At 54.0% G+C, this 25,766-nt stretch carries 28 protein-coding genes; 7 read left to right on the top strand and 21 right to left on the bottom strand.

Annotated elements, in window-relative coordinates:
- Genes OLX08_RS07030 through OLX08_RS07015 form a run of 4 tightly spaced genes read right to left on the bottom strand, consistent with a single transcriptional unit; the run spans position 1 to position 2,704 of the window.
- Entirely contained in the window at positions 1 to 288 is a 288-nt protein-coding gene (locus OLX08_RS07030; protein WP_391480585.1) for a 4a-hydroxytetrahydrobiopterin dehydratase, read from the bottom strand.
- Positions 285 to 1,466, bottom strand: coding sequence for a GNAT family N-acetyltransferase (locus OLX08_RS07025; protein ID WP_391480584.1), 1,182 nt, complete (start codon positions 1,464 to 1,466; stop codon positions 285 to 287). Before OLX08_RS07025 ends, OLX08_RS07030 begins: the two co-directional genes overlap by 4 nt.
- 30 nt (positions 1,467 to 1,496) lie before the next feature.
- Positions 1,497 to 2,246 carry a glycerophosphodiester phosphodiesterase family protein gene (locus tag OLX08_RS07020; protein WP_391480582.1) on the bottom strand — a complete coding sequence of 250 codons (750 nt, stop codon included), beginning with the start codon at positions 2,244 to 2,246 and terminating at the stop codon, positions 1,497 to 1,499.
- Entirely contained in the window at positions 2,243 to 2,704 is a 462-nt protein-coding gene (locus OLX08_RS07015; protein WP_391480581.1) for a RidA family protein, read from the bottom strand. Before OLX08_RS07015 ends, OLX08_RS07020 begins: the two co-directional genes overlap by 4 nt.
- A gap of 230 nt (positions 2,705 to 2,934) precedes the next feature.
- Here OLX08_RS07015 and OLX08_RS07010 point away from each other — a divergent pair, with 230 nt between their 5' ends.
- A complete protein-coding gene (locus tag OLX08_RS07010) occupies positions 2,935 to 3,696 on the top strand; it encodes a VacJ family lipoprotein (protein ID WP_334067006.1) in 762 nt (253 codons plus the stop codon).
- Positions 3,680 to 4,279 (top strand): phospholipid-binding protein MlaC, encoded by a 600-nt coding sequence (locus OLX08_RS07005; protein ID WP_391480579.1) that lies wholly within the window; start codon positions 3,680 to 3,682, stop codon positions 4,277 to 4,279. The genes OLX08_RS07010 and OLX08_RS07005 overlap by 17 nt, the downstream gene beginning before the upstream one ends.
- Before the next feature lie 25 nt (positions 4,280 to 4,304).
- Here OLX08_RS07005 and OLX08_RS07000 read toward each other — a convergent pair whose 3' ends face one another.
- Positions 4,305 to 6,488 carry a transglycosylase domain-containing protein gene (locus tag OLX08_RS07000; RefSeq protein ID WP_391480577.1) on the bottom strand — a complete coding sequence of 728 codons (2,184 nt, stop codon included), beginning with the start codon at positions 6,486 to 6,488 and terminating at the stop codon, positions 4,305 to 4,307.
- Between the two features lie 265 nt (positions 6,489 to 6,753).
- On the opposite strand from OLX08_RS07000, the gene OLX08_RS06995 reads away from it, so the two are divergent.
- Both OLX08_RS06995 and amt read left to right on the top strand, forming a co-directional pair.
- The gene (locus OLX08_RS06995; RefSeq protein WP_048598770.1) at positions 6,754 to 7,092 is read left to right on the top strand and encodes a P-II family nitrogen regulator; all 339 of its coding nucleotides are present in this window, start codon (positions 6,754 to 6,756) and stop codon (positions 7,090 to 7,092) included.
- Positions 7,093 to 7,119: 27 nt separating this feature from the next.
- On the top strand, positions 7,120 to 8,436 hold the full coding sequence (amt, locus tag OLX08_RS06990) for an ammonium transporter (RefSeq protein ID WP_177193405.1): 1,317 nt from the start codon (positions 7,120 to 7,122) through the stop codon (positions 8,434 to 8,436).
- Between the two features lie 63 nt (positions 8,437 to 8,499).
- On the opposite strand, the gene OLX08_RS06985 is transcribed toward amt, so the two are convergent.
- From OLX08_RS06985 to fnrL, 12 genes are all read right to left on the bottom strand, one after another.
- Positions 8,500 to 9,684 (bottom strand): aromatic amino acid transaminase, encoded by a 1,185-nt coding sequence (locus tag OLX08_RS06985; RefSeq protein ID WP_391480575.1) that lies wholly within the window; start codon positions 9,682 to 9,684, stop codon positions 8,500 to 8,502.
- Positions 9,677 to 10,537, bottom strand: coding sequence for a 3-mercaptopyruvate sulfurtransferase (sseA, locus tag OLX08_RS06980; RefSeq protein WP_391480574.1), 861 nt, complete (start codon positions 10,535 to 10,537; stop codon positions 9,677 to 9,679). The genes OLX08_RS06985 and sseA overlap by 8 nt, the downstream gene beginning before the upstream one ends.
- Before the next feature lie 96 nt (positions 10,538 to 10,633).
- On the bottom strand, positions 10,634 to 11,113 hold the full coding sequence (smpB, locus tag OLX08_RS06975; protein WP_048598413.1) for an SsrA-binding protein SmpB: 480 nt from the start codon (positions 11,111 to 11,113) through the stop codon (positions 10,634 to 10,636).
- Positions 11,114 to 11,169: 56 nt separating this feature from the next.
- Positions 11,170 to 11,310 (bottom strand): cbb3-type cytochrome oxidase assembly protein CcoS, encoded by a 141-nt coding sequence (gene ccoS / locus OLX08_RS06970; RefSeq protein ID WP_048598412.1) that lies wholly within the window; start codon positions 11,308 to 11,310, stop codon positions 11,170 to 11,172.
- The gene (locus OLX08_RS06965) at positions 11,307 to 13,433 is read right to left on the bottom strand and encodes a heavy metal translocating P-type ATPase (protein ID WP_391480573.1); all 2,127 of its coding nucleotides are present in this window, start codon (positions 13,431 to 13,433) and stop codon (positions 11,307 to 11,309) included. The genes ccoS and OLX08_RS06965 overlap by 4 nt, the downstream gene beginning before the upstream one ends.
- Entirely contained in the window at positions 13,430 to 13,909 is a 480-nt protein-coding gene (locus OLX08_RS06960) for a FixH family protein (protein ID WP_391480572.1), read from the bottom strand. The genes OLX08_RS06965 and OLX08_RS06960 overlap by 4 nt, the downstream gene beginning before the upstream one ends.
- Entirely contained in the window at positions 13,906 to 15,318 is a 1,413-nt protein-coding gene (gene ccoG / locus OLX08_RS06955; protein WP_391480571.1) for a cytochrome c oxidase accessory protein CcoG, read from the bottom strand. Before ccoG ends, OLX08_RS06960 begins: the two co-directional genes overlap by 4 nt.
- Positions 15,319 to 15,499: 181 nt before the next feature.
- Positions 15,500 to 16,363 (bottom strand): cytochrome-c oxidase, cbb3-type subunit III, encoded by an 864-nt coding sequence (gene ccoP, locus OLX08_RS06950; RefSeq protein ID WP_391480569.1) that lies wholly within the window; start codon positions 16,361 to 16,363, stop codon positions 15,500 to 15,502.
- Positions 16,356 to 16,592, bottom strand: coding sequence for a cbb3-type cytochrome c oxidase subunit 3 (locus OLX08_RS06945; RefSeq protein ID WP_341246154.1), 237 nt, complete (start codon positions 16,590 to 16,592; stop codon positions 16,356 to 16,358). Before OLX08_RS06945 ends, ccoP begins: the two co-directional genes overlap by 8 nt.
- A 16-nt stretch (positions 16,593 to 16,608) precedes the next feature.
- On the bottom strand, positions 16,609 to 17,334 hold the full coding sequence (gene ccoO / locus OLX08_RS06940) for a cytochrome-c oxidase, cbb3-type subunit II (RefSeq protein WP_341246153.1): 726 nt from the start codon (positions 17,332 to 17,334) through the stop codon (positions 16,609 to 16,611).
- A gap of 12 nt (positions 17,335 to 17,346) precedes the next feature.
- Positions 17,347 to 18,957 (bottom strand): cytochrome-c oxidase, cbb3-type subunit I, encoded by a 1,611-nt coding sequence (ccoN, locus tag OLX08_RS06935; protein ID WP_391480567.1) that lies wholly within the window; start codon positions 18,955 to 18,957, stop codon positions 17,347 to 17,349.
- Positions 18,958 to 19,079: 122 nt separating this feature from the next.
- On the bottom strand, positions 19,080 to 19,811 hold the full coding sequence (fnrL, locus tag OLX08_RS06930; RefSeq protein ID WP_341246152.1) for a transcriptional regulator FnrL: 732 nt from the start codon (positions 19,809 to 19,811) through the stop codon (positions 19,080 to 19,082).
- A gap of 54 nt (positions 19,812 to 19,865) precedes the next feature.
- Here fnrL and hemN point away from each other — a divergent pair, with 54 nt between their 5' ends.
- Positions 19,866 to 21,221 (top strand): oxygen-independent coproporphyrinogen III oxidase, encoded by a 1,356-nt coding sequence (gene hemN / locus OLX08_RS06925; RefSeq protein WP_391480565.1) that lies wholly within the window; start codon positions 19,866 to 19,868, stop codon positions 21,219 to 21,221.
- Positions 21,222 to 21,298: 77 nt separating this feature from the next.
- Here the strand turns inward: hemN and dapA are convergent, their stop codons facing one another.
- The 3 genes from dapA to mnmD all read right to left on the bottom strand — a co-directional run bounded on the left by dapA (position 21,299) and on the right by mnmD (position 23,774).
- Positions 21,299 to 22,168 (bottom strand): 4-hydroxy-tetrahydrodipicolinate synthase, encoded by an 870-nt coding sequence (gene dapA / locus OLX08_RS06920; RefSeq protein WP_391480563.1) that lies wholly within the window; start codon positions 22,166 to 22,168, stop codon positions 21,299 to 21,301.
- A gap of 80 nt (positions 22,169 to 22,248) precedes the next feature.
- The gene (locus OLX08_RS06915) at positions 22,249 to 23,121 is read right to left on the bottom strand and encodes a DMT family transporter (RefSeq protein ID WP_391480562.1); all 873 of its coding nucleotides are present in this window, start codon (positions 23,119 to 23,121) and stop codon (positions 22,249 to 22,251) included.
- Complete coding sequence (gene mnmD, locus OLX08_RS06910; protein ID WP_391480561.1) at positions 23,118 to 23,774, bottom strand: tRNA (5-methylaminomethyl-2-thiouridine)(34)-methyltransferase MnmD; 657 nt, start codon at positions 23,772 to 23,774, stop codon at positions 23,118 to 23,120. Before mnmD ends, OLX08_RS06915 begins: the two co-directional genes overlap by 4 nt.
- Before the next feature lie 48 nt (positions 23,775 to 23,822).
- Between mnmD and OLX08_RS06905 the strand changes: the two genes are divergently transcribed.
- Complete coding sequence (locus OLX08_RS06905) at positions 23,823 to 24,845, top strand: NAD(P)/FAD-dependent oxidoreductase (RefSeq protein WP_391480559.1); 1,023 nt, start codon at positions 23,823 to 23,825, stop codon at positions 24,843 to 24,845.
- Positions 24,845 to 25,237, top strand: a complete 393-nt coding sequence (locus tag OLX08_RS06900; RefSeq protein WP_391480558.1) for a VOC family protein — start codon at positions 24,845 to 24,847, stop codon at positions 25,235 to 25,237. The genes OLX08_RS06905 and OLX08_RS06900 overlap by 1 nt, the downstream gene beginning before the upstream one ends.
- On the opposite strand, the gene OLX08_RS06895 is transcribed toward OLX08_RS06900, so the two are convergent.
- Entirely contained in the window at positions 25,234 to 25,758 is a 525-nt protein-coding gene (locus OLX08_RS06895; RefSeq protein ID WP_391480556.1) for an NADPH-dependent FMN reductase, read from the bottom strand. The two genes, OLX08_RS06900 and OLX08_RS06895, sit on opposite strands and share 4 nt — an antisense overlap.
- Between the last annotated feature and the right edge of the window lie 8 nt (positions 25,759 to 25,766).

Below are 25,766 nucleotides of genomic sequence, written 5' to 3'. Positions count from 1 at the left end.
TTAGCCTTTCGCGAGCGCATCCATTTTCTGCGCCAGTTTGACGTCTAGGTCGGACAGCCCGTGTATGTCGTGGGTCGTTAAAGTAACATCAACGGTTTTGTACACATTTGACCATTCAGGGTGATGGTTCAACTTCTCGGCCCAGATAGCGGTTTTCGTCATGAACGCAAAGGCCTCAACGAAGTTCGCGAATTGAAACGATTTGCTCACCGCATCGCGTGTCTGATCGTGTGCCCATCCTGCGTCTTGTAGGGTTTGTAAATCTTCGCGTGAAATTGGGGTGCTCATTCTTGCTCCTCGTGCTGGGATTTCTTGAACGGCCCGTAGGCTGTCATGATTTCAATCTCATCATCGACTGCGGCACGCTCGGCTTGAAGATAATCAGCGATTGCTGTGCTGAAACTTTCATCGGCAATCCAGTGCAGGCTGTTGGTAGTGACAGGCATGTAGCCGCGCGCCAGTTTGTGCGATCCCTGCGCGCCTGCCTCAACGCGGTTCAGGCCGTGTTTGATCGCGTAATCGATCGCTTGATAATAGCAGACTTCAAAATGCAGACAGGGGTGGTCTTCAATACAGCCCCAGTACCGGCCATAAAGAACATCGCGACCGATAAAGTTAAGCGCACCGGCAACGTATTGGCCATCACGTTCCGCAAGTACCAAAAGCATGTCATCGCGCAGATGCTGTTGGGCATGATCGAAAAATGCGCGGGTCAGGTAGGGCGTGCCCCATTTGCGTGCACCGGTGTCTTGGTAGAAAATCCAAAAGGCGTTCCAATGCTCTGGTTGGATTTGATCCCCTGTCAGACAGTGGATTTCACCGCCAAAACTTTGGGCTTTTTCGCGTTCTTTGCGGATATTTTTGCGCTTGCGGCTTGAGAGGCTGCTGAGAAAACCGTCAAAGTCCGCGTAGCCGTTGTTGAGCCAATGAAATTGTTGGCTTGAGCGCTCCAAAAGCCCCAACTCTGCGCCGAAAGCGCGCTCATCATCTGTGCAAAATGTAATGTGCAGGCTGCTGAAACCGTTACTTCCCGCCACCTGCACAGCGCCCTGCATTAGGGCCGAGCGTGCAACTTCTTCACGTCCGTCTTTGACCAAAAAACGGCGGCCTGTCGCGGGCGTGTGTGGCACGGCGATCTGTAGTTTGGGATAATATCTGCCGCCTGCGCGTTCATAGGCATGCGCCCAGTTGTGGTCGAAGATGTACTCACCTTGGCTATGGGATTTGCCGTACATCGGCGCCACACCGATTGTTTCGCCGCCTTCAAGTGCGTGCAAATAGTGCGGTTGCCAACCGGTGCCTGTTCCGACAGATCCGCTATCTTCAAGCGCCTTAAGAAAGCGGTAAGTCGTAAACGGATCATCGGGGCGCTTTTGGCCAGAGGTGGCGCAAGCGTCCCATTCTGCTTGGCCAATCTCGGCAATTTGGCTGACGATACGTACTTCAATTTCTGGGGCTTTGTTCATGGTTTTGAGGTGGTGCCCGTTCAATTGGCGTCAAGCGAGGTATTGTTCAAATGTGATGTTATCGGCAATTTTTCGTGCGGTGATTTCTTGCTGGGCCGATTTAACCGTCCAGCATAAAATCGTTGCACCTTCGGATTTCAATTCAGCCACACGAGGGCGGTCCAGGTCGTCTACCTCATGGCTGATGAAGCAACATTTCGCGCGGTCATAATCAGGGATGTCACGAAGGGACGCACAGATGCTTTCGGGCAGGCCCCATTTTTCAGGGACGAACGAGCTGGTTGTGATGCCCCGAGGGATTTCCGGCATAAGATCGGCCATGTGCAAAACAGAATGGGGGTTGAACGACATCATCGCGATTGGTCCCGAATAGCCGTGCGCGGCTTTCGCTGTTGCCCGTTCTAAAGCACCTACGTTTGGCCCCATTTGGCCGTCTTGGTCCTTCAGCTCAACCATCAGTGGAACACGTCCGTCAACCAATTCAAGAACTTCGGCAAATGTTGGGATGCCCTCATCCCCGCCGCGCAGCGTTGTTGCATCAAGTGTTTGCGCGGAATAGATGCTGATTGGTCCGTTGCCGTGCGCTAGGCGGTCCAAGCCGTAGTCATGAAAAACCATGGCTTGGTTGTCGGCGCTGAGCTGTAGGTCAATCTCAATTCCGTAGCCTTTCTCGATGGCCGCACGAATAGCGGCGCGGCTGTTTTCGGGCCGACCGTTCGTTACATCATGCAATGCACGGTGCGCTATGGGCCGATCAAGAAAGGAACGTGGCAGCATCATTTGATCTGAAAAATGCCTTCAATTTCGACCGCCACATTGAGTGGCAGAGCGCCCGCTGAAACCGCGCTGCGTGAATGACGCCCGATGTCACCAAGTGCTTCTACCAGAAAGTCAGAGCATCCGTTGATGACTTGTGGTTGTTCGGTGAAATCAGGGGTTGAGTTCACAAAGCCTGTTAATTTGACCACGCGCACAAGGCGGTCCAGATCACCGCCACAGGCCGCTTTAATCTGAGACAACAGCGCAATTGCACAGGTGCGGGCGGCAGCAGCGCCAGCTTCGACGTTGAGGTCATCGCCAACTTTACCTGTGATCAAGCCTTCGTCATCACGGCTGATTTGGCCCGACACAAACAACATGTCGCCTACTTGAACGAATGGCACATAATTGGCTGCGGGCGCGGGTGCGTCTGCAAGGGTTACGCCAAGGTCCGCTAGTTTTTTCTCAATCTTGCTCATCTCAAAGTCCTGTTCTGGTAATCTATACGTTTGATCAAACGCTAGCCCTGCGCGCGGGCATGGGCAATTACAATTAGCGGGCTCTATTAAAACAAAGTACCGCGATGCTGATGAAGTTTGGATATGTTGCGCTGTCGCGCAATTATCACATTTATATGTCGGCCCCACGTCGATACTGGGAATCTCGTGGTTTTACGTTATTTGGTAAGCTCAATGAGTGAGGACGTGATATGCGGTTTGCAAAAATCTTAAAAAATACAGTTCTGCGTTGTTTTGCGCTTTGCGCAATTGGGGCGCTGGCGGCGTGTTCAGTCCCGCAAACACCTGTGGAAATTCATGACCCGTTTGAAAAAACGAACCGCAAAATCCATGGGTTTAACAAAAGCGTCGACCGCGCCCTGTTCCGTCCGGTCTCAAACGGATACGGGACGATTGTGCCACAAACCGTACGGACGGGCGTTGGTAATTTTGCAGCAAACCTTTCATTGCCTTCCCAGTTTGTGAACACGCTTTTGCAAGGCGACATTGACGGCGCTGCGCGCAATTTCTTCAGATTTGCAATGAACACGACATTGGGGCTTGGCGGTTTGCTGGATCCAGCAACCGAGGCGGGGCTTGAGCAAGAGCGCGCAGATTTTGGCGAAACACTTGCCACGTGGGGTGCCCCCGAGGGTGCTTATATTGAGTTGCCGTTGCTTGGCGCCTCAACCCAACGTGAAACGCTGGGTAAAGTGGTTGATCTGTTTACGAACCCGCTCAGCTACGATCTAGACTCGCCCGAAAATCTTGTGCCGCCTGTTGCCGGTGGTTTGGCGCGTCTTGGTGATCGCTACACATTTTCCGGTGTGATTGATCAGGTGCTTTATGAGAGCGCCGATAGTTACGCCCAAGCGCGTAGCATCTATTTGCAAAGCCGCCGTTTTGAGTTGGGCACGCCCGTTGCGAGCCCCGAAAGTACAACCGAGGATACGTATGATGACCTGTTCAACTAGTTTTTCACGCCGCACATTTGTCACAGCTGGTATTGCTGCTTTTGCGGGTGCTGCATTGTCCATGCCTGCGCTGGCATTGACCACTGCGCAGGCCGAGCGTCTTATCCAGAGCGTCGTGGCGGATATCAATAAGGTCATTAATTCTGGCCGTTCAGAAAACGCTATGATCCGCGAATTTGCGGGTATTTTTGAGCGCTACGCAGATGTAGAGCGCATCGCACGCTTTACTTTGGGCGCTGATGCGCGTGCTGCATCGTCGGGTCAAATCCGTGCGTATAACAAAGCATTTGCTGGATATATCTCGCGTAAATATGGCCGCCGCTTCCGTGAGTTCATCGGTGGTGAGATCACAGTGAAATCTGCAAAATCAGTGAAAAGCTTTTTTGAGGTCCGCGCCGAGGCACTGTTAAGCGGCGAGCGTCCGTTTGATGTGACCTTCCGTGTGAACGACAATGGCCTTTTTGCGGATATGTTGATTGAAGGTATCAGCCTTGCGCGGACAGAAAAGACAGAAATCGGTGCGCTTCTGGATCGTCGCAACGGTAATCTGGATCAGCTGACACGCGACCTTTCCTCTTTATAGCTTGAGTGGGCTAGGTTGGGAGGGCTTAATTGCCCCCTAGAAGTCCTCGCAGAACGTCGATCAAGATGTTTTCAGCAGTTGCCTCAAACCCATCGCTGTTTTGGGGTGGGGGCTGCTGCGGGATGGTGCGATTGAGCTCTGAACCGCGGGGCGGGTTGCTCCATGGTGTGCCACCTGATGGCTGCATCGGCAGGGGAACAGCCGGTAGATCTTGAAGAATACGTCGCATGGTCTCATGCCAGATCTCGGCGGGCAGGCCACTGCCCGTCACGCCACTAAGTGGTGTGTTGTCATCGTACCCCATCCAAACGCCTGCAACGTAATCACCGGAAAACCCGATGAACCACGCGTCGCGCGCGGCTTGCGTGGTGCCCGTTTTGCCCGCAATTTCCCGGCCTTCGATGCGGGCGCGGCGTCCGGTGCCTGCTTCGACTGTTTGATACATCATCCACGTGAGTTGCTGTGCGGCTTCACGGCTGATCACGCGGTCCTCAATGCCGCCAGTTTGCGTCATCAGCGGCGTGTCGTCACCTAAAACGCGCAACTCGATTAAGCCGTAGGGTGTTACGGACGAGCCGCCGTTTAAAATACCCGCATAGGCGCCGGTCATTTCAATAAGTGTGCTTTCAGACGCACCAAGCGCCAGCGCCGGACCCGCAGCAAGATCGCTTTGAATACCAAAGCCCTGCGCAATTTCGCGGACACGTTCACGGCCCAATCCTTCGGAAATTCGCACGGCAGGAATGTTGAGGGAATCCTTGAAGGCTTCGGTTAGGGTAACTTGGCCTTTGAATTCTTTTGCGTAGTTCTTGGGGCACCACTCGCCTGACCCGGGGATGTCGATGCACAGGGGCTCATCCAAAACGACGTCTTCAGGGGTGTATCCACGATCAAGTGCCGTTGCGTAGACGAACGGCTTAAAGGTTGATCCAGCTTGGCGCTTTGCTTGGGTGGCACGGTTGAATGCGCCTGTGCCGTTTGTGGCGCGTCCACCCACCATCGCACGTACCGCGCCGTCTGCAGACATAACGACTACGGCTGCTTGCGCCTTTGAGCCTTCGCGGACCTTTTCCTCGAATATATATTGCAGCGCTTCTTCTGCGGCGGTCTGCATCCGTTGATCAAGCGTGGTACGTATGATGACGTCTTCCGTGGTAGAGCGCGTGAAGAATTCAGGCCCGCTATCCATGACCCAATCCGCAAAATATCCCCCCGATGTGCGCTTGGCAGCTTGTGAAAGCTCTGCTGGTGTTGCGCGTGCCAGCGAGGCCTCGATTGGGGTGAGGTACTTTTGCTGTTCCATTAAACCGATCACAAGGTTCGCGCGATCTTGGCTGCGTTGCAGGTTGTTCGTGGGCGCAAGTGTTGAGGGGGCTTTTAGAAGTCCTGCCAACATGGCTGCTTCGGCTGGGTTCACCATTGCGGCGGACTTGCTGAAATAGCGCTGTGCGGCGGCTTCAAACCCGCGGCTACCTGCGCCCAGATAGGCGCGGTTCAAATAGACCGTCAGAATATCATCCTTGGTGTATTTGATCTCCATGCCAAGGGCGAAGACCGCTTCTTTAACTTTGCGCCAAAGCGTGGTGCGGCGGCAATCTGCTTCGTAGGCGGTCTCTGATTTCCATTTGTTGGGATCAAAAGGTACACCGAGGCATAACAGTTTGGCGGTTTGCTGCGTAATCGTTGAGCCACCGTTACCAGACAGTGGGCCGCGCCCTTCGCGTAAGTTGATCCGCACAGCAGACGCGATCCCGCGTGGTGATACGCCGACATGACGATAGAACCGCTTGTCCTCTGTGGCGACGACAGCGTTTTTGAGGTGTGCTGATACTGTGGTGGCCGTAACCATGCCGCCGAACTGGTCCCCGCGCCATGCAAAGGTTCTGCCGTCACGATCTGACATGGTCACAGAACCGCGGGCGCGTCCGTCAACAAGCTGCTCCATATCGGGTAGTGTTGCAGCGTAATAACTGGCGCTCCCTACGATCAGTAAGGTGATCACTGCACCGGTGCGCCAGATGAAAGACCAGATTGTCCATAGCACCCATTTGATCAGGCGCTTAAGCCAGCCAAAAAGGCCACTCTGTTTTTTTGGAGCGGCTTTAGGTTTTGCTTTGCGCTTTTTAGCTTTCTTGGCCGCAGGCTTTGCGGGCTTCGAATAGCGTTTGTCCGCCACAAGAGGCTTGCGGGGTTTATTTGAGGGTGCCATCTGCTCTGCCCGTTTTGACGGTGTTTTCCCAATTGTATCGGGTTTTATCGGTCTTGTTTAGCTGGTGATTCTTATTTTCAGCTTTTCTAATCGCCTATTTTTTAGACAATTGCGCCTAAATGTTCAAAATTTAGGCAGTAAGTCACGCTGCGGCGCAGCAGATATCCGCCGATCTCTTGTTTGAAGGGGGCGCTAGGTGTCCGCTCAGGTCATCCAAAGAGCGCTGTCTTAGCGGTCTGAGTAGAAGATCAACAAGGGGATGCACGTGAAACTGATTATTGCAGCAATCAAACCGTTCAAGCTTGAGGAGGTCCGCGAGGCGCTGACATCCATCGGCGTGCGCGGAATGATGGTGACAGAAATTAAAGGGTTCGGATCGCAGTCTGGCCACACGGAAATCTATCGTGGCGCGGAATACGCAGTGAACTTTGTACCGAAGGTAAAGCTGGAGATCGCGGTCGCGGCATCCATGGTCGATCAGGTTGTTGAAACCATCGCGACCACAGCGAAGACCGACAAAATCGGTGACGGAAAAATCTTCGTTCTGGATCTGGACAGCGCGCTGCGCGTCCGTACCGGCGAAACTAACGATGACGCGCTTTAAGGCGCCAACTAAGGGACATATGGACCGATGAAATTTATGAAATCACTCCCCCTTGCTGCAGCCGCGATTGCGCTGCCGAGCATGGGTTTTGCACAGGACGCTGCGCCGGGCTTTGACGAAATCGGCCCCTACATCATGACAACGCTGTTGTTCTTGGTGGGCGGCTTTTTGGTTTTCTGGATGGCCGCTGGCTTTGCGATGCTGGAAGCGGGTTTGGTGCGTTCGAAAAACGTTACCACTCAGCTTACTAAAAACATCGCTTTGTTTTCACTTGCAGGCATCATGTATTGGGCCGTTGGCTTTAACCTGATGTACCCAGGTGAATGGATCATCGAAGGTTGGCTTGGTGGCTTTAGCCCCACATCACTTGAGCCAGTTGGCTTAGGTGCTGCTGATGCATCATTGGATTACGCATCTGTTGCTTCTGACTTCTTCTTCCAGCTGATGTTCTGCGCGACAACTGCTTCTATCGTTTCAGGCACATTGGCCGAGCGCGTAAAACTGTGGCCGTTCTTGATCTTTGTTGTTGTCCTGACCGGCTTCATCTACCCGATCGAAGCAAGCTGGCAGTGGGGCGGCGGCTGGTTGTCCGAGATGGGTTTCTCTGACTTTGCTGGCTCAACTTTGGTACACGCAGCTGGTGGTTTCGCCGCGCTCGCAGGTGCCTTGGTTCTGGGTGCGCGGATTGGCAAATACAAAGACGGCCGTGTTGTTCCAATGCCTGGTTCTAACCTTGCGCTTGCCACTTTGGGTACATTCATCCTGTGGCTGGGTTGGTTCGGCTTTAACGGCGGCTCACAGCTTGCTGCGGGTACAGTTGGTGACATCACTGACGTTGGTCGTATCTTTGCAAACACCAACATGGCGGCGTCTGCCGGTGCGGTTGCAGCCCTGTTGCTGACACAAGCTCTCTACAAAAAGCCTGACCTGACAATGGTTCTGAATGGTGCGCTTGCTGGTCTGGTATCTATCACTGCTGGTCCGCTTGACCCAACATTGTTCGGTGCACTTTGGATTGGTGCTGTTGGCGGTGTGATCGTTGTGGTTGCTGTCCCGATGCTCGACAAACTGAAGATTGACGATGTTGTCGGTGCCATTCCGGTTCACTTGATCGCAGGTTTCTGGGGTACAATGGTTGTGCCGGTTTACACAGCTGACACGTCATTCGTGACACAGTTCATCGGCTTTGCAGCAATCGGTATCTTCGTCTTCGTCGTAAGCTTGATTGCCTTCACATTGATGAAAGGTGTGATCGGCATCCGTGTCAGCGAAGAAGCAGAAATCAACGGCTTGGACGTGACCGAGTTGGGGATGGAAGCATACCCTGAGTTCTCGAAAGGCTAACACCTTCCCGTTGGTATTTTCGAAAAACTTGCCCCCCGCAGCAATGTGGGGGGCCTTTTCTATTTATACGCCTGCTTCAACCAACGCGCGTGCCAGTACAGGGACGGTTGACGCGCTTAGTCCGGCAATATTCACGCGGCTGTCGCCAACCATGTAAATGCCGTGATCTTGGCGCAGCTTTTCGACTTGCTCTGCCGTGGCACCAATACGGCTGAACATCCCGCGGTGCGTTGCGATGAAATCAAACCGGTCCGAGTTAGTTAGACGTTTCATTTCATCAGCCAGCTGCTGCCGTAGGCCCAGCATATTGAGGCGGACCTCCTCAAGCTCACTTGCCCATTCTGCGCGCAGCGTTTCGTCCTGCAAAATCATCGTCACCAGTCGTGCGCCATGATCCGGTGGAAAACTAAAGTTCTGACGGTTCAAAAACGCAAGCGTGCCCTGAGCCGTTTCTTTCAATGCGGCGTCTTGGCTGATGGCCATCAGCACACCTGTCCGCTCGCGGTAGATGCCAAAGTTCTTTGAACAGCTTGCAGCAATCAGGGTTTGCGGCATCTGTTGAACCACTGTGCGGGTCGCTGCAGCGTCTTCTTCAAGCCCGTCACCAAAGCCCTGATATGCGATATCGATAAACGGGATTAGCCCACGATCTTGCATCAAATCAATAACGCGCTGCCACTCAGGTGCAGTCAGGTTCGCGCCGGTCGGGTTGTGGCAGCACCCATGCAGCAGAACAACGTCACCGGCTTTTGCGCCTGTTAAATCGGCAAGCATGCCCTCAATATCTGTTCCGCGTGTTTGCGCATCAAAGTAGCGGTACTCTTTGGTGGGTATGCCAAGGTAGCTAAGAATAGAGGGGTGGTTTGGCCACGTGGGGTTTGAAATCCAGACTGTCGCATCGGGGTTCGCATGGTGGATTAACTCAAAGCCCTGACGGATGGCGCCCGTACCACCGGGGGTGGCGGCGGCCGCTACGTGATCAAGGTTTGTGCTATTTCCCAAAACCAAACGGGCCATAGCCGTGCTGAACTCTGGATCACCGGCAAGCCCAACGTATGTTTTGGTGTCTTGCTCCTCCCAAAGGCGGTGCTCGGCTGATTTAATGGCCCGCATTATAGGTGTGTGTCCCGTGGCGTCCTTATAAACCCCTACGCCAAGATCAATTTTGGTGTCGCGTGGATCAGCGCGGTATGCCGCCATGAGTGCGAGGATTTTGTCGCCCGCTTGGGGTTGTAGCTTCTCAAGCATCTGCCGGTCCTGTTGCAATTGGAAGATCGCCGTACATGCCCCACTCTGACCAGCTGCCATCATAAACGGCGGCGTCGGTTTTGCCGATCCGGTAGAGAGCAAGCGCAAGAACACACGCAGTCACACCGGAGCCACACGTGGTAATAATCGGCTTGGACAAATCTGCGCCAGCGGCGTCAAAAATCGCCTGAAGCTGGGCTTTGGTCTTCATAGTTTTGTCATCGTTCAGCAGGGTCGAGAACGGCACATTTTGCGAATTGGGAATGTGGCCTGCGCGCATGCCTTCACGGGGTTCTGGGGCTGTGCCCTCAAACCGCGGTGCGGGACGCGCATCGATGATTGTGTGATCTTCCAGCTTGGCGGCACGGGCAACTTGGGTGACGTCCTTAATGAGGTGGTCTTGGCGTTTCACTATCATGTGGCGGTCACGAATTGTCGCGGGCTTGGCGTCAACGGGGCGACCCTCTGCTTGCCATTTAGGCAGTCCGCCATCCAATACAGCGACGTTTTCAAAACCCATCAGGCGGAAGGTCCACCAAACACGTGCTGCGCTAAACAGGCCTGCGCCATCATAGACCACCACCTGATGCCCGTCGCCTACGCCAATCGCGCGCATGCGGGACATAAATTTCTCAACTGGTGGCACGGTGTGTGGCAGTGCCGAACGAAGATCAGCGACTTCATCAATATCAAAGAACCGTGCGCCTTTGATATGTGCTGCGTCAAATTCAGCCCGTGGGTCACGACCCGCGTCAGGCAGATACCAAGATGCATCCAGAATGCGCAGATCAGGGTCCTTGATGTGCTCGGCGAGCCAATCAGTGGACACGAGTGATTTTATATCATTTTCCATGAGGTCAGCTTTCCAGATGTTGCGGGGCACAGGTAGTCTGCGCAGCGACATAACGCAAGAATGCGCCAAGTAAACTGTAAATTCTCAAACGGTAAGTTACTGGCTGCCTTGCTTCAAAAGGCGTTGTTTCTGACGCCCCCAATCGCGCTTGGCAGAGGTATCACGCTTGTCGTGGTTCTTCTTACCTTTGGCGAGGCCGATCTTCATTTTGACCAGCCCTTTGTGATTGAAATAAACAACCAGCGGCACAATCGTCATGCCCTTACGGCTTACATCTTGCCACAACCGAGCAATTTCTTTGCGCGACGCCAGAAGCTTGCGACGGCGACGCTCAATGTGGCCCCAAGTTTTTGCTTGGGCATAAAGGCTGATGTAGGAGTTCACGATCCACATCTCGCCGTCTTCGACAGTCACATAGCTTTCGGCAATGTTGGCCGACCCCGTACGAAGGGATTTCACCTCGGACCCCATCAACATCATGCCAACTTCAAGATCGCTCTCGATAGCATAATCAAACCGCGCGCGGCGGTTCTCGGCGATAACTTTATAATTGGGGTCTGTCTTTGGTTTGGCCATGGGGCAGACCTAAGCGCAGCAATGCCGCTTGGCAAGGTTCGTCATGGCGCGGGGCCTCATTCATCATCAAGTAAAATACGGGCTGCGTTGCCTTGGGCGTCATCAAATTGGTCAGACTTCACGGCCCATAAAAAAGCAGCAAGGCCGAGCCCACCCAAGATTAGGGATATCGGAATGAGGACAACTAATACGTTCATTTGACGGATCTCATGCGCTGCGAATTAAGCAACACTGTAATGGAAGAAACTGACATTGCCAGCGCCGCCGCAAGGGGGGTCGCCGCCCCTGCAAGCGCGATGGGAATTGCGATCATGTTGTAGGCCGCTGCAATAGCGAAGTTCTGTTTGGATAGGTCTTGGGTCGCCTTGGCAACGCGCAAAACCATGGGCAGTGCGGTAAAGTTGTCTTTCAAAATGACCACATCAGATGCGCTGCGCGATGCCTCAAGCGCCAAGGCCGGCGCGATCGATGCATGTGCTGACGCCAATGCGGCGGTGTCATTCAGCCCGTCCCCAACCATGAGAACACGTTTACCCTCCGCCTCCAGCGCGCTGATCCGCTCAAGCTTATCAGCGGGACGCGCGTTTGCAGTGATCTTTAGTCCGATCCGTTTAGCAAAGCTGTGCGCAGGCTCGGTCGCGTCGCCGGTGACAACTTCTGCAGGCAAGCACAATTCCGATAACGCCTCACGCACACCGGTCCGCAGGGTTTCGGGTGCTTCAAACTGAATTGGGCTTGCGTCACCGATGCGCATGCCCAACCCCGAAAATGACGCACCAAGCCATTGACCCCGTCCAAGTTGAACCTCCTGAGCAAGATATCGCCCCTGAACACCTTGGCCGACAACTTCTGTGATGTCCTCCAAGGGGGCGGGAGATTGCGTTTGCAATTGCTCAACCAATGCACGCGACATCGGGTGGTGCGAGACTTGTGCCAACCCAAGCGCGACCGCGCGCTCTGACTTGGTAAGGTTTTCTGGCACGTGGACGGCGGGTTTCGTCAAAGTCCCTGTTTTGTCGAACACAACGTAATTCACCTCCGCCAGTCGTTCGAGGGCGGTGGCGTGTTTGACCAGAAAGCCCGAGTTGAAGAGCCTGCTGATGGCGGCAGTTGTGACTGCTGGAACTGCTAAACCAAGGGCGCAGGGGCAGGTAATGATTAGCACCGCAATCGCGATATTGAGGGCATGACGTACGTCGCCGCCGATGACCCACCATGCTAAAAACGCGAGCAATGCCAACAAGTGGACGGCCGGTGCATAGATCGCGGCGGCCCGGTCGGCCAGCGCGGTATAGCCGTTGCGCCCGCTCTCCGCCAACTCCACCAGTTCTGCCATCCGGCGCAGAGTTGTGTCTTCACCAACGGCGGTTGCGCGAATTTGTAGCGGTCCTGCGAGGTTCACTTCACCTGCTTGAATCTCTGATCCTTGGTTCAAGGGCACGGCCGCACTTTCGCCTGTCAGAAACGACCGATCCATCAATGCGGCTTCGCTCAACAGAACCCCGTCTACTGGGACGCGGGTGCCTGCGGGGACAGCGATAATGTCATCAATGGCCACTTCTGACAGTTGCACCGTTTGCGCGACACCGTTCCGAATACGGTCAGCCGTATGACTTTCAAGCGCAGTCAGTTCTTTGGCCGCAGAACGTGCCGCAGAGCGTGTTTGATGGTCAAGATAGCGACCAATTAGCAAAAAGAAGGTCAGCGACACAGCTGCATCAAAGTAGGCGTGTTCCCCACCATTCAAGGTTTCAAACAGCGACATTCCAGCAGCCAATATGATGGCTAGAGAGATTGGCACGTCCATGTTCAAACCACCTTTACGCAGTGCACTCAGAGCATTTTGAAAGAACGGTTGGGCGGAATAGGCGACGGTTGGCAGGGCGATCGCAGCCGAGATCAGGTGGAAGAAATCGCGCGTTGCGTCAGAAGCACCGGACCAGACAGCCACGGACAAGAGCATCACATTCATCATGGCAAAGCCCGCGACGGCCATACGGATTAACAGGTTGCGGCCTGCTTTATCCGTGGTGTTTGCAAGTGTCGCAGCATCCAGAGGATATATCTCAAACCCGAGCGATTTTACGGCAGATATGATGGCGTCTGATTGTACCGGACCAGTTACTGTAAGGCGCTTTAGAGACAGATTTACACGAACGGACTGCACGCCGTTTTGGCTGGCCAGCCCGCGTTCAATCTTTCCGATACAGGCGGTACAGTGAATTGTTGGCAACGAAAATTGCATCGCATCAGGTGCATTGCTTGCCGCAAATTCTGCGGGACCCGTTGCGCCGATGCAGGCAGGGCAGGCGGCTGTCATTTCGGGGTCTCTACGATGATACGTTGTTGAAATAGGGTGCCGTCTTCTGCGCGGGCCTTCAGGCGCAAGTTCCAGTTGCCCGCACCCGCCACCACTTTGGCGCGAAAGGACATGCCGTCGTGCACGAACTGCGGCGTTTGATCTGCGGCAACAGATGTGGCGCGGCCAAAGATAGCTTGTTCAATACGCGGTGCGATGGGGTTACCGTCTTGCACAATGGTCAAGATTAACTCGTCGTTTTGTACTTTGGCGGCGACAGACCAGCCCAAAGCAAGTTGCGCTGCCCTGTCTTGGTTGAAGGACTGACTGGCAACGTAAGAGTTTTTCACCTCAAGACCTGGGAAGGTGCGCACTGCGTTGAACGCCAGCGTTAGGTTGACGGAGATGATAATCCCGAAGGCCGTGGCGAAAACGGCAAAGACGTGCCAGCCCTTGATCGTGAAAGCCGTGGGTGTGTTTGGGCGTACTTGGGTCATTGTGAAACCTTTCCGTTAAACGTGGTGTCGCGGTAGGCGCGTTCGGTGCTTGAGATGTCCTCGACCCAGATGCGGACGGGCGTGTTTGCAGCACGTGCGGCAGGGTCCGTGGCGCGCGCAGTCAGGTAGACACGTTTGAGCTGTGTGGCATTCGCGGGCACATCAAAAGTCAGGCGACCATCAGTTCCGTCAACGTCAATGCGTAGAATTTCATCGCTCGAAAGGCTTAGGTGAAACTGGCGTGGCTCACCTAATTTGTTGCGCAGGCGTACTTCGTAAACGTTGCGGATGGCCCCATCAGACTGAACGATGAATGTCGGATTACGCACGGGGCTGACGGTTAATTCAATGTCTGTGCGCACGAACAAAGCGTACACAAGACCCACACCAATCAGAGACCAAAGCGCCGTGTAGAGTATGGTTCTGGGGCGAAATACGTGCTTCCAAATTGCTTTGGGGGGATTGCCAGCGCGCTCTGCTGTTTCATCTGATAGAGCCAGATAATCAATTAATCCGCGCGGCTTGCCGATTTTGTCCATGACGTCATCACAAGCATCAATACACAGCCCGCAGGTGATACATTCCATTTGTTGGCCGTCGCGAATATCAATTCCCATGGGACAAACATTGACGCAGGCCATGCAATCAATGCAGTCTCCGGCGCCTTCGACGCGCTGTTTGCCGCGCGGCTCACCACGCCAATCGCGGTAGCCGATTGTTAGGGTATCGGGGTCCATCATTGCGGCTTGAATGCGCGGCCATGGACACATGTAGATGCAGACCTGCTCGCGCATGAAACCACCAAAAACAAACGTTGTGGCAGTCAGGACCGTGATCGTCCCATAAGCAACTGGATGTGCCGAGAGCGTTGCAAGCTGGTTCAGCAGGGTCGGCGCATCGGCAAAATAGAACACCCATGCGCCACCTGTTGCCACTGCGATCAGAAGCCAGACAATCCATTTGGTGATGCGCAGACGCCATTTTTTCAGTGTCCACTTGGCATTATAGAGCCTAACGCGGGCATTTCTGTCGCCCTCAATCCAGCGCTCGACTAGAATGAACAGGTCGGTCCACACGGTTTGTGGGCAGGTGTAGCCGCACCACACGCGACCAAGTGCCGAGGTGAACAAAAACAACCCCAGACCGGCCATGATGAGCAGCCCTGCTACAAAGTAAAACTCGTGGGACCAAATCTCGATCCAAAAGAAGTAGAACCGCCGGTGCGCCATGTCGATAAGCACTGCTTGGTCTGGCAGGCTTGGCCCACGGTCCCAGCGTATCCACGGCGTCAGGTAGTAGATCCCCAAGGTGACGGCCATGATCCACCACTTAAGGTTTCGGAATTTGCCTGACACGCGCCGGGGAAAAACCGGTTCTTGGGCGGCATAAAGGGGAAGGTTTTCTGACATGTGTTTGTTCCTGTTCGCAGGATGAACATAGACGCTGAAGGGGTGAGCTGACCTTGATCTGGGTCAAACATATGCAAAATTGTGAGGGTAAAGGATGTGCCCCGAAGCGGCAGCGTTTTGCGAACAGGGCCGCTTCGGGGTGTGAAAGAGGCCATCGGGAGGAGACCTCTTTCTATCCGTCTTATTCGCCACCGCCGAGGGCGTGGACATAGACAGAAACTGCGCGCACATCGGCCTCAGACAAACGTTGCCCCCATGCGGGCATCTGACCAAAACGTGCGTTGCGAACCGAGTGTTCAAGGGCGCTACGATCACCGCCGTAAAGCCAAATTGCATCAGCCAGATTTGGTGCGCCAATGTCGCGATTGCCTAGTGCCGCTTCTCCGTGGCAAGCCGAGCAGTTCTCTTCAAAGACCGCTGCTCCCTGATCTGTAATGCTGGCATCGTGATCCGGGGATGAGAGGCTGATCACATGCTCAACGACTGCTGCAATTTCAGCGTCCTCGAGGATTTCATCAAAGGCGGGCATCTCAGACCAGCGCGCATCGTCATCCGTTTCGTTTCGAATGCCGTGGGCAACCGTTGCCGCGATGTTTGTGATGTCGCCGCCCCAGAGCCAGTCATCATCAAGAAGGTTCGGATAGCCAACTGCACCCGCAGCACCCGAGCCGTGACACTGGCTACAATTGGCGCGGAAGACAGCACCCCCCCGAGACACTGCATAGCGATGCAGGTCATCACTTGGGGGCAAGGTCTCTAGATCAGCTGCAACAAGTTGAGCTACAAGGTCTTCGTTCTTGGCCTCATGCTCGGCGATTTGTGTGGCGACTTCGCCGCGCGTTGAGTAGCCAAGCATGCCTTCGGTCGCGCCGCTGATCATGGGCCACGCGGGATAGGCGATGGTATATGCAATGCCCCAGATAATAGTGGCATAAAGGGTCCAAAGCCACCAACGTGGTAGCGGGTTGTTCAGTTCTGAAATCCCGTCCCAGCTGTGGCCCGTTGTCTCAACGCCGGTCGCATCATCTACTTTTTTATCAGACATCGAATTGTCCTTTCGCGTTCAAAGCAGCGGCGTTGCATTTGCACGTTGCACATGTCCCAGAGCAGGTTTTGGCGCTGTCATCGTTGCGAAACGGGATCATGCTTGCCTCTGTGCGGGCGCTGCGTTGGCTTGGCAAAAATGCCCAGATGCCTGTCCCGATAAAGAAAACAAACATGGCCAAAAGAACCCAGCTGTCAGCAATTTGGCGGAGCAGTGAATAGGTATCCATTGTGGACCTCCTTTGATTAGCGGCTTGCGTCAGGGGTGAATGTTGAGAAGTCGACCATGGTGCCCAAGACTTGGAGATATGCGATGAGAGCATCCATTTCGGTCAACTCTGGCTGACCATCAAAGTTCGACACCACAACACCGGGATAGCGATCTTCTAGGCCGTCATAGTCACTGTCGGGGTCAGCTTGATTACGCAGATCGACAACTGCTGCCTCAATTTGCTGATCCGAGTAGGGAACTCCCACAAACCGGTGGGTTCGCAAGGTTGCCTCGGTCTGGTTTGTTTGAAGATCAGCCGACGCCAAGAAGGCGTATTTCGGCATGATGCTTTCGGGAACAACGGATTGCGGGTCTTTGAGGTGATCCACATGCCAAGCATCTGAGTATCTACCACCAACACGTGCCAAATCAGGACCGGTGCGTTTTGACCCCCACTGAAACGGGTGATCGTATTGCGATTCGGCCGCCAGTGAATAATGCCCATAGCGTTCGACTTCATCGCGCATCGGACGGATCATTTGGCTGTGGCAGGTATAGCACCCCTCGCGGATATAGATGTCCCGACCCGCCAGTTCGAGCGGGGTATAGGGGCGCACGCCTTCTACATCCTCAATTGTGTTTTCGAGCCAAAAGAGCGGTGCAATTTCGACCATGCCACCGACAGTCACCACCAAAAGAGATGCTGTCAAAAGCAGGGTTGGAGAACGCTCGAGGATTGCGTGTTTATCAAGAAAAGCCATTGAACGACCTCCTTATTCTGCGGGTGAAAGATTGAGTGCGCCGGGGACCTTGGCCACCGCGGGTTTCGCCCCGCGGATGGTCATCCACATGTTCCAGACCATGACCAATGCGCCGGCCAGGAACAGAACCCCGCCCAAACCACGGACTACATACATTGGGAACTTTGCGCTTACTGTGTCTGCAAAGGAATTCACGAGGAACCCTTGGTCATCGACCTCGCGCCACATCAGGCCTTCCATGATGCCAGTGACCCACATTGACGCGGCATAAAGAACGATACCCAACGTGGCCAACCAGAAGTGCCAGCTGATCGCGCTGACGGAATACATCTGCTGACGGCCCCAAAGTTTTGGAGTGAGGAAGTAGATACAGGCAAAAGTGATCATGCCGTTCCAGCCAAGTGCGCCAGAGTGAACGTGACCGATTGTCCAGTCTGTGTAATGTGAGAGCGAGTTCACGGCGCGGATCGACATCATCGGTCCTTCGAATGTGGACATGCCGTAAAAGCCCAGTGACAGCACAAACATACGCAGAATTGGATCAGTACGAAGTTTGTCCCATGCCCCTTGAAGCGTCATCAGACCATTAATCATGCCGCCCCATGAGGGCATCCAAAGGATGATCGAGAACACCATGCCCAAGGTCGATGCCCAGTCTGGCAACGCCGTGTAGTGCAGGTGGTGCGGGCCTGCCCAGATGTACAAAAAGATCAGTGCCCAGAAGTGAATGATAGAAAGCTTATAGCTGTAAACCGGACGGCCTGCTTGTTTGGGGACGAAGTAGTACATCATGCCCAAGAAGCCCGCTGTCAGGAAGAAGCCAACGGCATTGTGGCCGTACCACCACTGGGTCATTGCGTCTTGTACGCCCGAAAAGACTTGGACGGACTTTGATCCCCAGATGCTGATAGGAATGGACAGGTTGTTGACCACGTGAAGCATCGCCACAGTGATGATGAAGCTTAGGAAAAACCAGTTGGCCACATAGATGTGCTTCTCGCGGCGCTTGAAAATTGTTCCAAGGAATACGGCCAGATAAGTCAGCCAAACGATGGTCAACCACAGGTCTACATACCATTCCGGCTCGGCGTATTCTTTACTTTGCGTACCACCCAAAAGGTAGCCGGTTGCGGCCATCACGATGAACAACTGATAGCCCCAAAAGACAAACCATGCGGTGTTGCCACCCCAAAGCCGTGTGCCCGATGTCCGTTGCACGACATACAACGACGTGGCGATCAGTGCGTTACCGCCAAAGGCGAAAATTACGGCAGATGTGTGCAATGGGCGCAGGCGGCCAAAGTTTGTGAATGGCTGGCCCCAGTCAAAGTTTAGGGCAGGGAAAGCAAGCTGGAAGGCGATAAACGTGCCCACCAAAAAGCCAGCAATGCCCCAAAACGCCGTGGCAATGACGCCCGCACGGATGACCCCGTCAAAATATGCGCCTTCCGGTGCAATTTTCTGTGGCTCGTCTGATGTGCGTAGCACCCAAACAAGCATCCCAAAAGCCACCACCATGATGATCACGGCATGCAGCTTATACGCCAGATCATAGCCGTTACTTGCCGCAACAGCGGCAATGAATGTGATGAGGCCCAAGATTATGATTTTGAAGTAATCCATGAAACGCCCTCGTAATTCCAAAGCACCTTTGTGATGCCTTTGTTCGCGAGGTCGTTTTATGAAGATGCGGCGGGGTCGGTCCTTGATCTACATCAAGAGTCTCCGCAATTTTTGGAATATGTTTAAAAAATAATTCCGCCGTCAGAGTCGTCGCCAGTTGCCTCGTGCAAGGCGGATAGATCCTCGACCACAAGGTGTTTGCGGTCATTAAAGCTGAGAACGCCGTCTTTCTTGAGGCTGTTTAGTTGACGGCTGACTGTCTCAAGAGTGAGGCCAAGAAAGTTCGCAATTTGGTCCCGAGTCATTGGCAGCGATACACTGGCGGTGCCGTTGTCTTCGGGAAGCTGTGAGCGGCGGACAAGCATCTCAACAAAAGTTGCGATTTTTTCACGGGCGGTTTTACGACCCAGCAACAGCATCCAATCGCGGGCAACGTCCAGCTCATCAAGTGCCAGTTCCATAAGGCGTTGTGCTACATGGGGCGTTGTCTCGACCAGTTGCTCAAACGGCTCTTTGTTGAAGCAACACAAAGTGACATCTGTTGTCGCTGTGACATCAAATTCAATCTCGTCGCGTCCGGGTCTGCCAATGAAATCCGACGCCAGCAAAAGACCCACCATTTGGGTGCGACCGTCTTCTAATGTCTTTGAAAGAGATGCGACGCCTTGCACCAGAGATGCAACATACTCCAGCTTCTCACCACGCCACAAAATAGTCTCACCCGCTTTGAAAGTGCGGTAGGATTTCATGCCTTCAAGCGTCAAAAGCTCATCCGTATCGCATTTTGCACATACGGCGCGATGGCGGATCGGGCATTCACTACATCTTACTGCGTTATCGACAGAAAACTTCATTACGGTTGATCTATATCAAGGACTGTTGGCTGACGGTATTTAATACCAAATCACATGGAAAAGATAGCACTTCTCAATAAATATGGGCTGTTTGACGCGAAAGTTCCGCGCTACACAAGCTACCCCCCAGCCAATCATTTTGAAAACGGCGTTGGGCCTCGGCATCAAGATAGTTGGTTGCGCGCAGTTCCAGATGGGGCGGAAATTTCTGTTTATGTCCACATCCCATTCTGCAAAAGGCTGTGTTGGTTTTGTGCATGCCGAACCCAAGGGACAAAAACGCTGCGCCCCGTTGATGCCTATGTAGAGGTGCTGAAAGCCGAGATCACAAAGGTGCGCTCGAAGTTACCGAAGGGTGTGAAGATGGCACGTCTTCACCTTGGGGGCGGGACGCCAACTATCCTGTCTGCAGATACTATGCGCGATTTGCTTGGTAGTATTTTTGGCGCGTTTGAGTGTATGGAAACACATGAGTTTTCCGTAGAGATTGATCCTACCGAGGCATCAACTGAATTGCTGGATACGCTGGTCGAATTTGGCCTTAACCGCGCCAGTATCGGCGTGCAGGACTTTGCCGAGCACGTACAAGACGCCATTGGCCGGCCCCAGACTTTTGAACAAACCGCACGCGTGGTGACACATCTGCGGGCTGCGGGCGTACCGAGCATTAACATGGACTTGCTCTATGGATTGCCCACACAAACGCATCAGAGCTTTCATGCGACGATCGACGATGTGTTGAAAATGCGTCCCGATAGGCTGGCTATTTATGGCTATGCGCATGTGCCTTGGATGTCGAAGCGGCAAGTGATGATCAATGAAGCGGATTTGCCAAAGCCAATTACCCGATTTGAGCTGGCCGAGATTGCACAGCGCCGTTTTGTTGATGCGGGCTACGGTATGATTGGAATTGATCACTTTGCCCTTGCGACCGATAGCCTTTTTGACGCCGATGCGCGCAGTCAACTTCGCCGTAACTTTCAGGGCTACACAGATGATACTGCGGACACTTTGATCGGGTTTGGCGCTTCAGCCATTTCGAAATTTCGCGAGGGGTTCATTCAAAACGCGCCGTCAACTTCTGCCTACCAAGAGAGAATAGCTGACACCGGCTTTGCTGGTCACAAAGGCTACGTGATGTCTGACCATGATCTGCTGGTCGCGCAAATGGTTGAGGACCTAATGTGCCGTTTTGCGATTGATGATAAAAAGCTGATGGCTGCTTTTCCGGATCAAGCGACTGTGATCCGTCAAACGGTTGTCAGCCTGATGAACGAATTTCAGGACCTGCTGTTCATTGGTAAGGAGGGCTTAACGTTGCGGCATCAGGCCTATGCGTTGGTCCGTATCATCGCCAAACGAATTGATGATTTTACGTCTGTCGGCGAAAGCCATTCTGCCGCAGTTTGAATGCAGAACTTGGTCAAAATAAAAAGGCCGCCTCCAAAACTGGAAGCGGCCCTTTCAAACGTGTTGTTAGGTGACGCTTAGAGCAGCCCTGCAAATTCCATCGCAGATTTAATGGCGTCTTTTGTCCCTTGGCTCAGTTCAATCAGTGGTGAGCGTACTTCTTCCGTGCACAGCCCCAGCAATGACATGCCGTATTTTGCGCCACAGGTGCCTGGTTCCATGAAGATCGCCTTGTGAAGCGGCATAAGCACATCAAGCTGCTCTAGAGCTGTTGCGTAATCGCCCCGCAAAGTCGCGTTCTGGAAGTCTGCGCACAGTTTTGGTGCAACGTTTGCAGTTACCGAAATGCAGCCAACGCCGCCATGTGCGTTAAACCCGAGGGCTGTAGCGTCCTCGCCGGAAAGTTGCACAAAATCAGTATCGCATGTCATGCGGGTCAAAGGTACGCGCGACAAATCACCTGTCGCATCTTTTACGCCGACAATCATCTCATGCTTGGCCAGCTCACCCATCGTTTCGGGGCTCATGTCCACAACAGAGCGACCAGGGATGTTATAAATGATGATTGGCAAACCGCAGTCCGCAGCAGCAGTGAAGTGCGCGATCAGACCGCGTTGTGTGGGTTTGTTGTAATATGGCGTCACGACCAGCGCCGCATTTGCTCCGGCACCCTTGGCGGCTTGCACAAGGCGCACGGTCTCGGATGTGTTGTTGCTACCCGCACCTGCAATAACGGGCGCGCGACCGGCTGTGTGGTCAATGACGGTCTGCACAACCAAATCATGCTCAGAGTGGCTCAGAGTAGGTGACTCGCCTGTTGTGCCGACGGGTACAAACCCGTGTGTGCCGTTGTCCAAATGCCAATCAACCAGCTTTTTCAGCGCGGCAAGATCCACTTGGCCGTTCTGAAACGGCGTGATGAGTGCGGGAAGAGACCCTTTGAACATAACACGCTCCTATTGGTTGAAGGGCGCAGATGCGCGCCGTTGGTGTATCCCGCGTGAATGCCAAGGATGTGTGATGATGTCTAGAGGGGCTCTTGGTTTGCGCGCTTTGACCGGAAGATTGTGAACAGCCCTGCGCCCACAATAATGATGCTACCAATCACAACGTTCATCTCGAGAACTTCGCCGAAAATGGTGATGCCGATACCCGTTACGAAGACCATGTGCAAAAAGTTAAACGGGGCCAAAGCACTGGCTTCGGCCAATGTATAGGCCTTGATCAAGAGCGCATGCCCAACAAGGCTGGTCAGGCTTAATGTGCCCATCCAAAGCATATCACTTGGGGACATTGGCTCAATGAACCAAATTCCAATCGCTGTGGTGATCAATGCCCCAAAAACGCCTGTGTAAAAGATACTGGTCTCCGCACTGTCTTGTTTAGCGACAAGGCGGGTCAGAAGGGAATAAACGGCAAACATAACCGAAGACAAAAGAGCTAGCAGCGCCGCAGGGGCAAACACACCAAAGCCCGGTTGCAGGATGACAAGAATACCGATGAAGCCGACGAAAATGGCAACCCACCTGCGCCACCCGACAGCTTCGCCAAGCATTGGGCCTGACAGGGCAGCCACGATAAGCGGGAAGGCCGAAAAGATGACAATCGTCTCAATTAGACCAATGAGCGTAAACGCGAAAATTCCAACGCAAACCTCAAGCGCCAGCAACAGGCCACGGCTAATCTGTAACCAAGGCTGATTTGTTTGCGCTGCCTTTTTGATCCCGCCGCGGCGCAGGGCCAACATCAGAACAAACGCCGCAAAGACCCAGTAGCGGATCATCACCACCATCCACACGTTATAAGTGCCTGCAAGGTGCCGTGAGATGCCGTCTTGGATCGCAAAAATTGCGAGTGCTAGCACCATAATGGCGATGCCTGTGCGGGTGGTGTCGATCATCGTTTCCCCACGCTCATGTGACGTTTCCGGCCAAAGCCGCTTATCCGCTCAACAGTAAAGCCAGCGTCTAACAGCTTTTGGCGCACATGACCTGCGGCGGTGTATGTGGCGAATGTACCGCCGCGCTTTGTGTGGTCGCCGACTGCGGTCATTAGATCAGCGCTCCAAAGCTCGGGGTTTTTGGCGGGGGAAAAACCGTCCAGAAACCACGCATCCGCTTGCCCTTGCCAGTTGGGAACTGTTTCACGGGCGTCGCCTTCTATGATGGTCAACTGAATGTCAGAAGGAAGCGCTTTGCCAGCCAAAAACTCCAGCAGATGTTCTGTAAGGGGGGCAAGCTCTGTAAATGGTGCAAGTGCTGCACGGGTATCTTCGATCGACAAAGGGAATGCCTCAAAGGAAGTGAAGTGTAGCGTACCTTTGCACGCTGATTTGCGCCATGCGTCCCATGTCGCCAGAAACGACAGACCGGTGCCAAAACCGAGTTCGGCAATGTGAAAACCGTCAGCGAAGCGTTTGGTCAGCTGATTGCCGTCGTGAAAAACAAAGCGGGTTTCTGCAAGCCCGTCTTGCAGCGAATAATACGGATCATCAAAGCGGCGCGCGATTGGTGTGCCGTCTTGCCATTCAAGATCGCCGTGCGACTGGTCCATGGGGTTACCTTAAGCTAGATGTGATAGCAGTGGCGCAGGAGCAAAGATTTGGCAACGTTTGATGTAACAGTTCGGGGTGCGGGGGTGTTCGGGCTTAGCGTGGCGTTTTGCTGTGCCAAGCGCGGCGCAAAGGTGCGTGTGATTGACCCCAACGGCGTCGCTGCGGGTGCAAGTGGCGGTGTTGTTGGTGCGCTAGCGCCCCATGCGCCGGACAAATGGAACTCCAAAAAGCAGTTTCAGTTCGAGAGCCTGCATGAGGCGGAAAGCTTTTGGCAGCTTGTTGAGAGAACGGCGGATGCGAAAACTGGCTACGCCCGCACAGGCCGCTTGCAACCCCTATTGGATGAGCGCGCAGTGCATTTGGCCCGCGAAAGGGCTGTGTCAGCGCAAGACCTTTGGGGTGATGGATATACATGGCAAGTCGTTGAAGCGGCGGGTGATTGGGTGCCACAATCGCCTACAGGGCTGCTGATCCAAGATACTTTGACGGCACGCATCCATCCGCGTGCGGCGACCCAAGCGTTGGCCAAAGCGGTTGTTGCCTTAGGCGGGCAGATTGCCCCCGAAGGTCCGGATGAAGGTAAAGTTGTGCTGGCAACAGGGGTCAGTGGTCTGCAGCAAATGTCTGAGAAATTGGACAAGCCTGTGGGCAATGGTGTGAAAGGGCAGGCCGCGGTGCTTGATTTTGATGCCTCTGACCGGCCCCAACTTTTTGCAGACGGGCTTCATATTGTGCCACATTGGAACGGTACCGTAGCGATCGGTTCCACGTCCGAGCGACTTTATGAGCACACTGATGTGGATGATCAATTGGACGATGTGATTGCGCGTGCGAAGTCTTTGTTTCCTGTCTTGGCTGACGCATCGGTGATTGAGCGCTGGGCTGGCTTGCGGCCCCGTGCCAAATCGCGCGCGCCTATGCTGGGGGCTTACGGTGATGTATATGTTGCCAACGGCGGGTTCAAAATTGGCTTTGGCATGGCGCCCCGGGTGGGTGAAACTATGGCCGCGCTTGTTTTGGATGGCGTTGATGAAATTCCAGATGCGTTTCGGGTGGAGGCCTTATTGTAATGCGTGTTGAAGCACTTGATCATCTTGTTCTGACAGTCGCGGATGTTGCTGAAACTGTTCGTTTTTACGAGGACGTGTTGGGCATGCAGCCCGTACGGTTTGACGCGGCGGATGGCACATCCCGTTGGGCGCTGATGTTTGGGGAGCAAAAGATCAACCTGCACCAAGCGGGCGCAGAGTTTGTACCCCATGCAGACAACCCCAAGTCAGGGTCAGCTGATCTGTGTTTCTTAAGCGATCAGGCGGTGTCTACATGGGTGCAATGGTTCGAAAAGCACCACGTCGAAATTGTTGATGGTCCTGTTGAGCGCACAGGCGCGCAAACCAAATTGCTATCGGTTTATGTACGTGATCCCGATGGCAATTTGATTGAGGTTTCAAACGCCATTTAGCTTGGGCGCAGCTTTGCCATCAGCTTCTCAATACCTGCTACTGTACGCTCGTTGGTCAGGTGCCCGTTTTCGTCGAACGCGTCAGAACTGTTGGCAAGCATCACTTCGGGTCCGCTGATGACGTGGGCCATGAACGGGTTCATCGCGAGGCGTAGGTTTGACTGGGCCCGCTCTCCGCCCGCGCGGCCTGCTGCAGCTGACAAAATTGCAACTGGCTTATCTTGCCATACGCTGCCCTCAGTACGGCTTACCCAGTCCAATGCGTTTTTCAAAACACCCGAGATGCCTTTGTTATACTCAGGTGTTGAAATGACCACTGCATCCGCTGCTTTGATCTGATCCGCGAGCACCTGAACCGAGGCAGGAATGCCCTCAGCGGCCTCTATATCACCATCATAAAGTGGCAGGTTCAAATCAGCCTCGACATAGGTGCTAGCGCCGCCAATGCGGGCAGCTTCACGAATGAGTTTACGGTTGGTGGCCTCTTTACGCAGGCTTCCAGAAATGCCGAGTACATGCATTGGCTTGT

Origin of the sequence: Nereida ignava, from assembly GCF_047114695.1 — a bacterium.
Taxonomy (GTDB): Bacteria; Pseudomonadota; Alphaproteobacteria; order Rhodobacterales; family Rhodobacteraceae; genus Nereida; species Nereida ignava.
The sequence above is the reverse complement of the archived record's forward strand: the minus strand, read 5'-3'. Positions and strand labels throughout refer to the sequence as shown.

Excerpts from the sequence above, each read along its gene's own strand:
- OLX08_RS07030 (WP_391480585.1), bottom strand. The coding sequence starts at position 288 with ATGAGCACCCCAATTTCACGCGAAGATTTACAAACCCTACAAGACGCA.
- OLX08_RS07025 (WP_391480584.1), bottom strand. The coding sequence starts at position 1,466 with ATGAACAAAGCCCCAGAAATTGAAGTACGTATCGTCAGCCAAATTGCC.
- OLX08_RS07020 (WP_391480582.1), bottom strand. The coding sequence starts at position 2,246 with ATGATGCTGCCACGTTCCTTTCTTGATCGGCCCATAGCGCACCGTGCA.
- OLX08_RS07015 (WP_391480581.1), bottom strand. The coding sequence starts at position 2,704 with ATGAGCAAGATTGAGAAAAAACTAGCGGACCTTGGCGTAACCCTTGCA.
- OLX08_RS07010 (WP_334067006.1), top strand. The coding sequence starts at position 2,935 with ATGCGGTTTGCAAAAATCTTAAAAAATACAGTTCTGCGTTGTTTTGCG.
- OLX08_RS07005 (WP_391480579.1), top strand. The coding sequence starts at position 3,680 with ATGACCTGTTCAACTAGTTTTTCACGCCGCACATTTGTCACAGCTGGT.
- OLX08_RS07000 (WP_391480577.1), bottom strand. The coding sequence starts at position 6,488 with ATGGCACCCTCAAATAAACCCCGCAAGCCTCTTGTGGCGGACAAACGC.
- amt (WP_177193405.1), top strand. The coding sequence starts at position 7,120 with ATGAAATTTATGAAATCACTCCCCCTTGCTGCAGCCGCGATTGCGCTG.
- OLX08_RS06985 (WP_391480575.1), bottom strand. The coding sequence starts at position 9,684 with ATGCTTGAGAAGCTACAACCCCAAGCGGGCGACAAAATCCTCGCACTC.
- sseA (WP_391480574.1), bottom strand. The coding sequence starts at position 10,537 with ATGGAAAATGATATAAAATCACTCGTGTCCACTGATTGGCTCGCCGAG.
- smpB (WP_048598413.1), bottom strand. The coding sequence starts at position 11,113 with ATGGCCAAACCAAAGACAGACCCCAATTATAAAGTTATCGCCGAGAAC.
- ccoS (WP_048598412.1), bottom strand. The coding sequence starts at position 11,310 with ATGAACGTATTAGTTGTCCTCATTCCGATATCCCTAATCTTGGGTGGG.
- OLX08_RS06965 (WP_391480573.1), bottom strand. The coding sequence starts at position 13,433 with ATGACAGCCGCCTGCCCTGCCTGCATCGGCGCAACGGGTCCCGCAGAA.
- OLX08_RS06960 (WP_391480572.1), bottom strand. The coding sequence starts at position 13,909 with ATGACCCAAGTACGCCCAAACACACCCACGGCTTTCACGATCAAGGGC.
- ccoG (WP_391480571.1), bottom strand. The coding sequence starts at position 15,318 with ATGTCAGAAAACCTTCCCCTTTATGCCGCCCAAGAACCGGTTTTTCCC.
- ccoP (WP_391480569.1), bottom strand. The coding sequence starts at position 16,363 with ATGTCTGATAAAAAAGTAGATGATGCGACCGGCGTTGAGACAACGGGC.
- OLX08_RS06945 (WP_341246154.1), bottom strand. The coding sequence starts at position 16,592 with ATGGATACCTATTCACTGCTCCGCCAAATTGCTGACAGCTGGGTTCTT.
- ccoO (WP_341246153.1), bottom strand. The coding sequence starts at position 17,334 with ATGGCTTTTCTTGATAAACACGCAATCCTCGAGCGTTCTCCAACCCTG.
- ccoN (WP_391480567.1), bottom strand. The coding sequence starts at position 18,957 with ATGGATTACTTCAAAATCATAATCTTGGGCCTCATCACATTCATTGCC.
- fnrL (WP_341246152.1), bottom strand. The coding sequence starts at position 19,811 with ATGAAGTTTTCTGTCGATAACGCAGTAAGATGTAGTGAATGCCCGATC.
- hemN (WP_391480565.1), top strand. The coding sequence starts at position 19,866 with ATGGAAAAGATAGCACTTCTCAATAAATATGGGCTGTTTGACGCGAAA.
- dapA (WP_391480563.1), bottom strand. The coding sequence starts at position 22,168 with ATGTTCAAAGGGTCTCTTCCCGCACTCATCACGCCGTTTCAGAACGGC.
- OLX08_RS06915 (WP_391480562.1), bottom strand. The coding sequence starts at position 23,121 with ATGATCGACACCACCCGCACAGGCATCGCCATTATGGTGCTAGCACTC.
- mnmD (WP_391480561.1), bottom strand. The coding sequence starts at position 23,774 with ATGGACCAGTCGCACGGCGATCTTGAATGGCAAGACGGCACACCAATC.
- OLX08_RS06900 (WP_391480558.1), top strand. The coding sequence starts at position 24,845 with ATGCGTGTTGAAGCACTTGATCATCTTGTTCTGACAGTCGCGGATGTT.
- OLX08_RS06895 (WP_391480556.1), bottom strand. The coding sequence starts at position 25,758 with ATGCATGTACTCGGCATTTCTGGAAGCCTGCGTAAAGAGGCCACCAAC.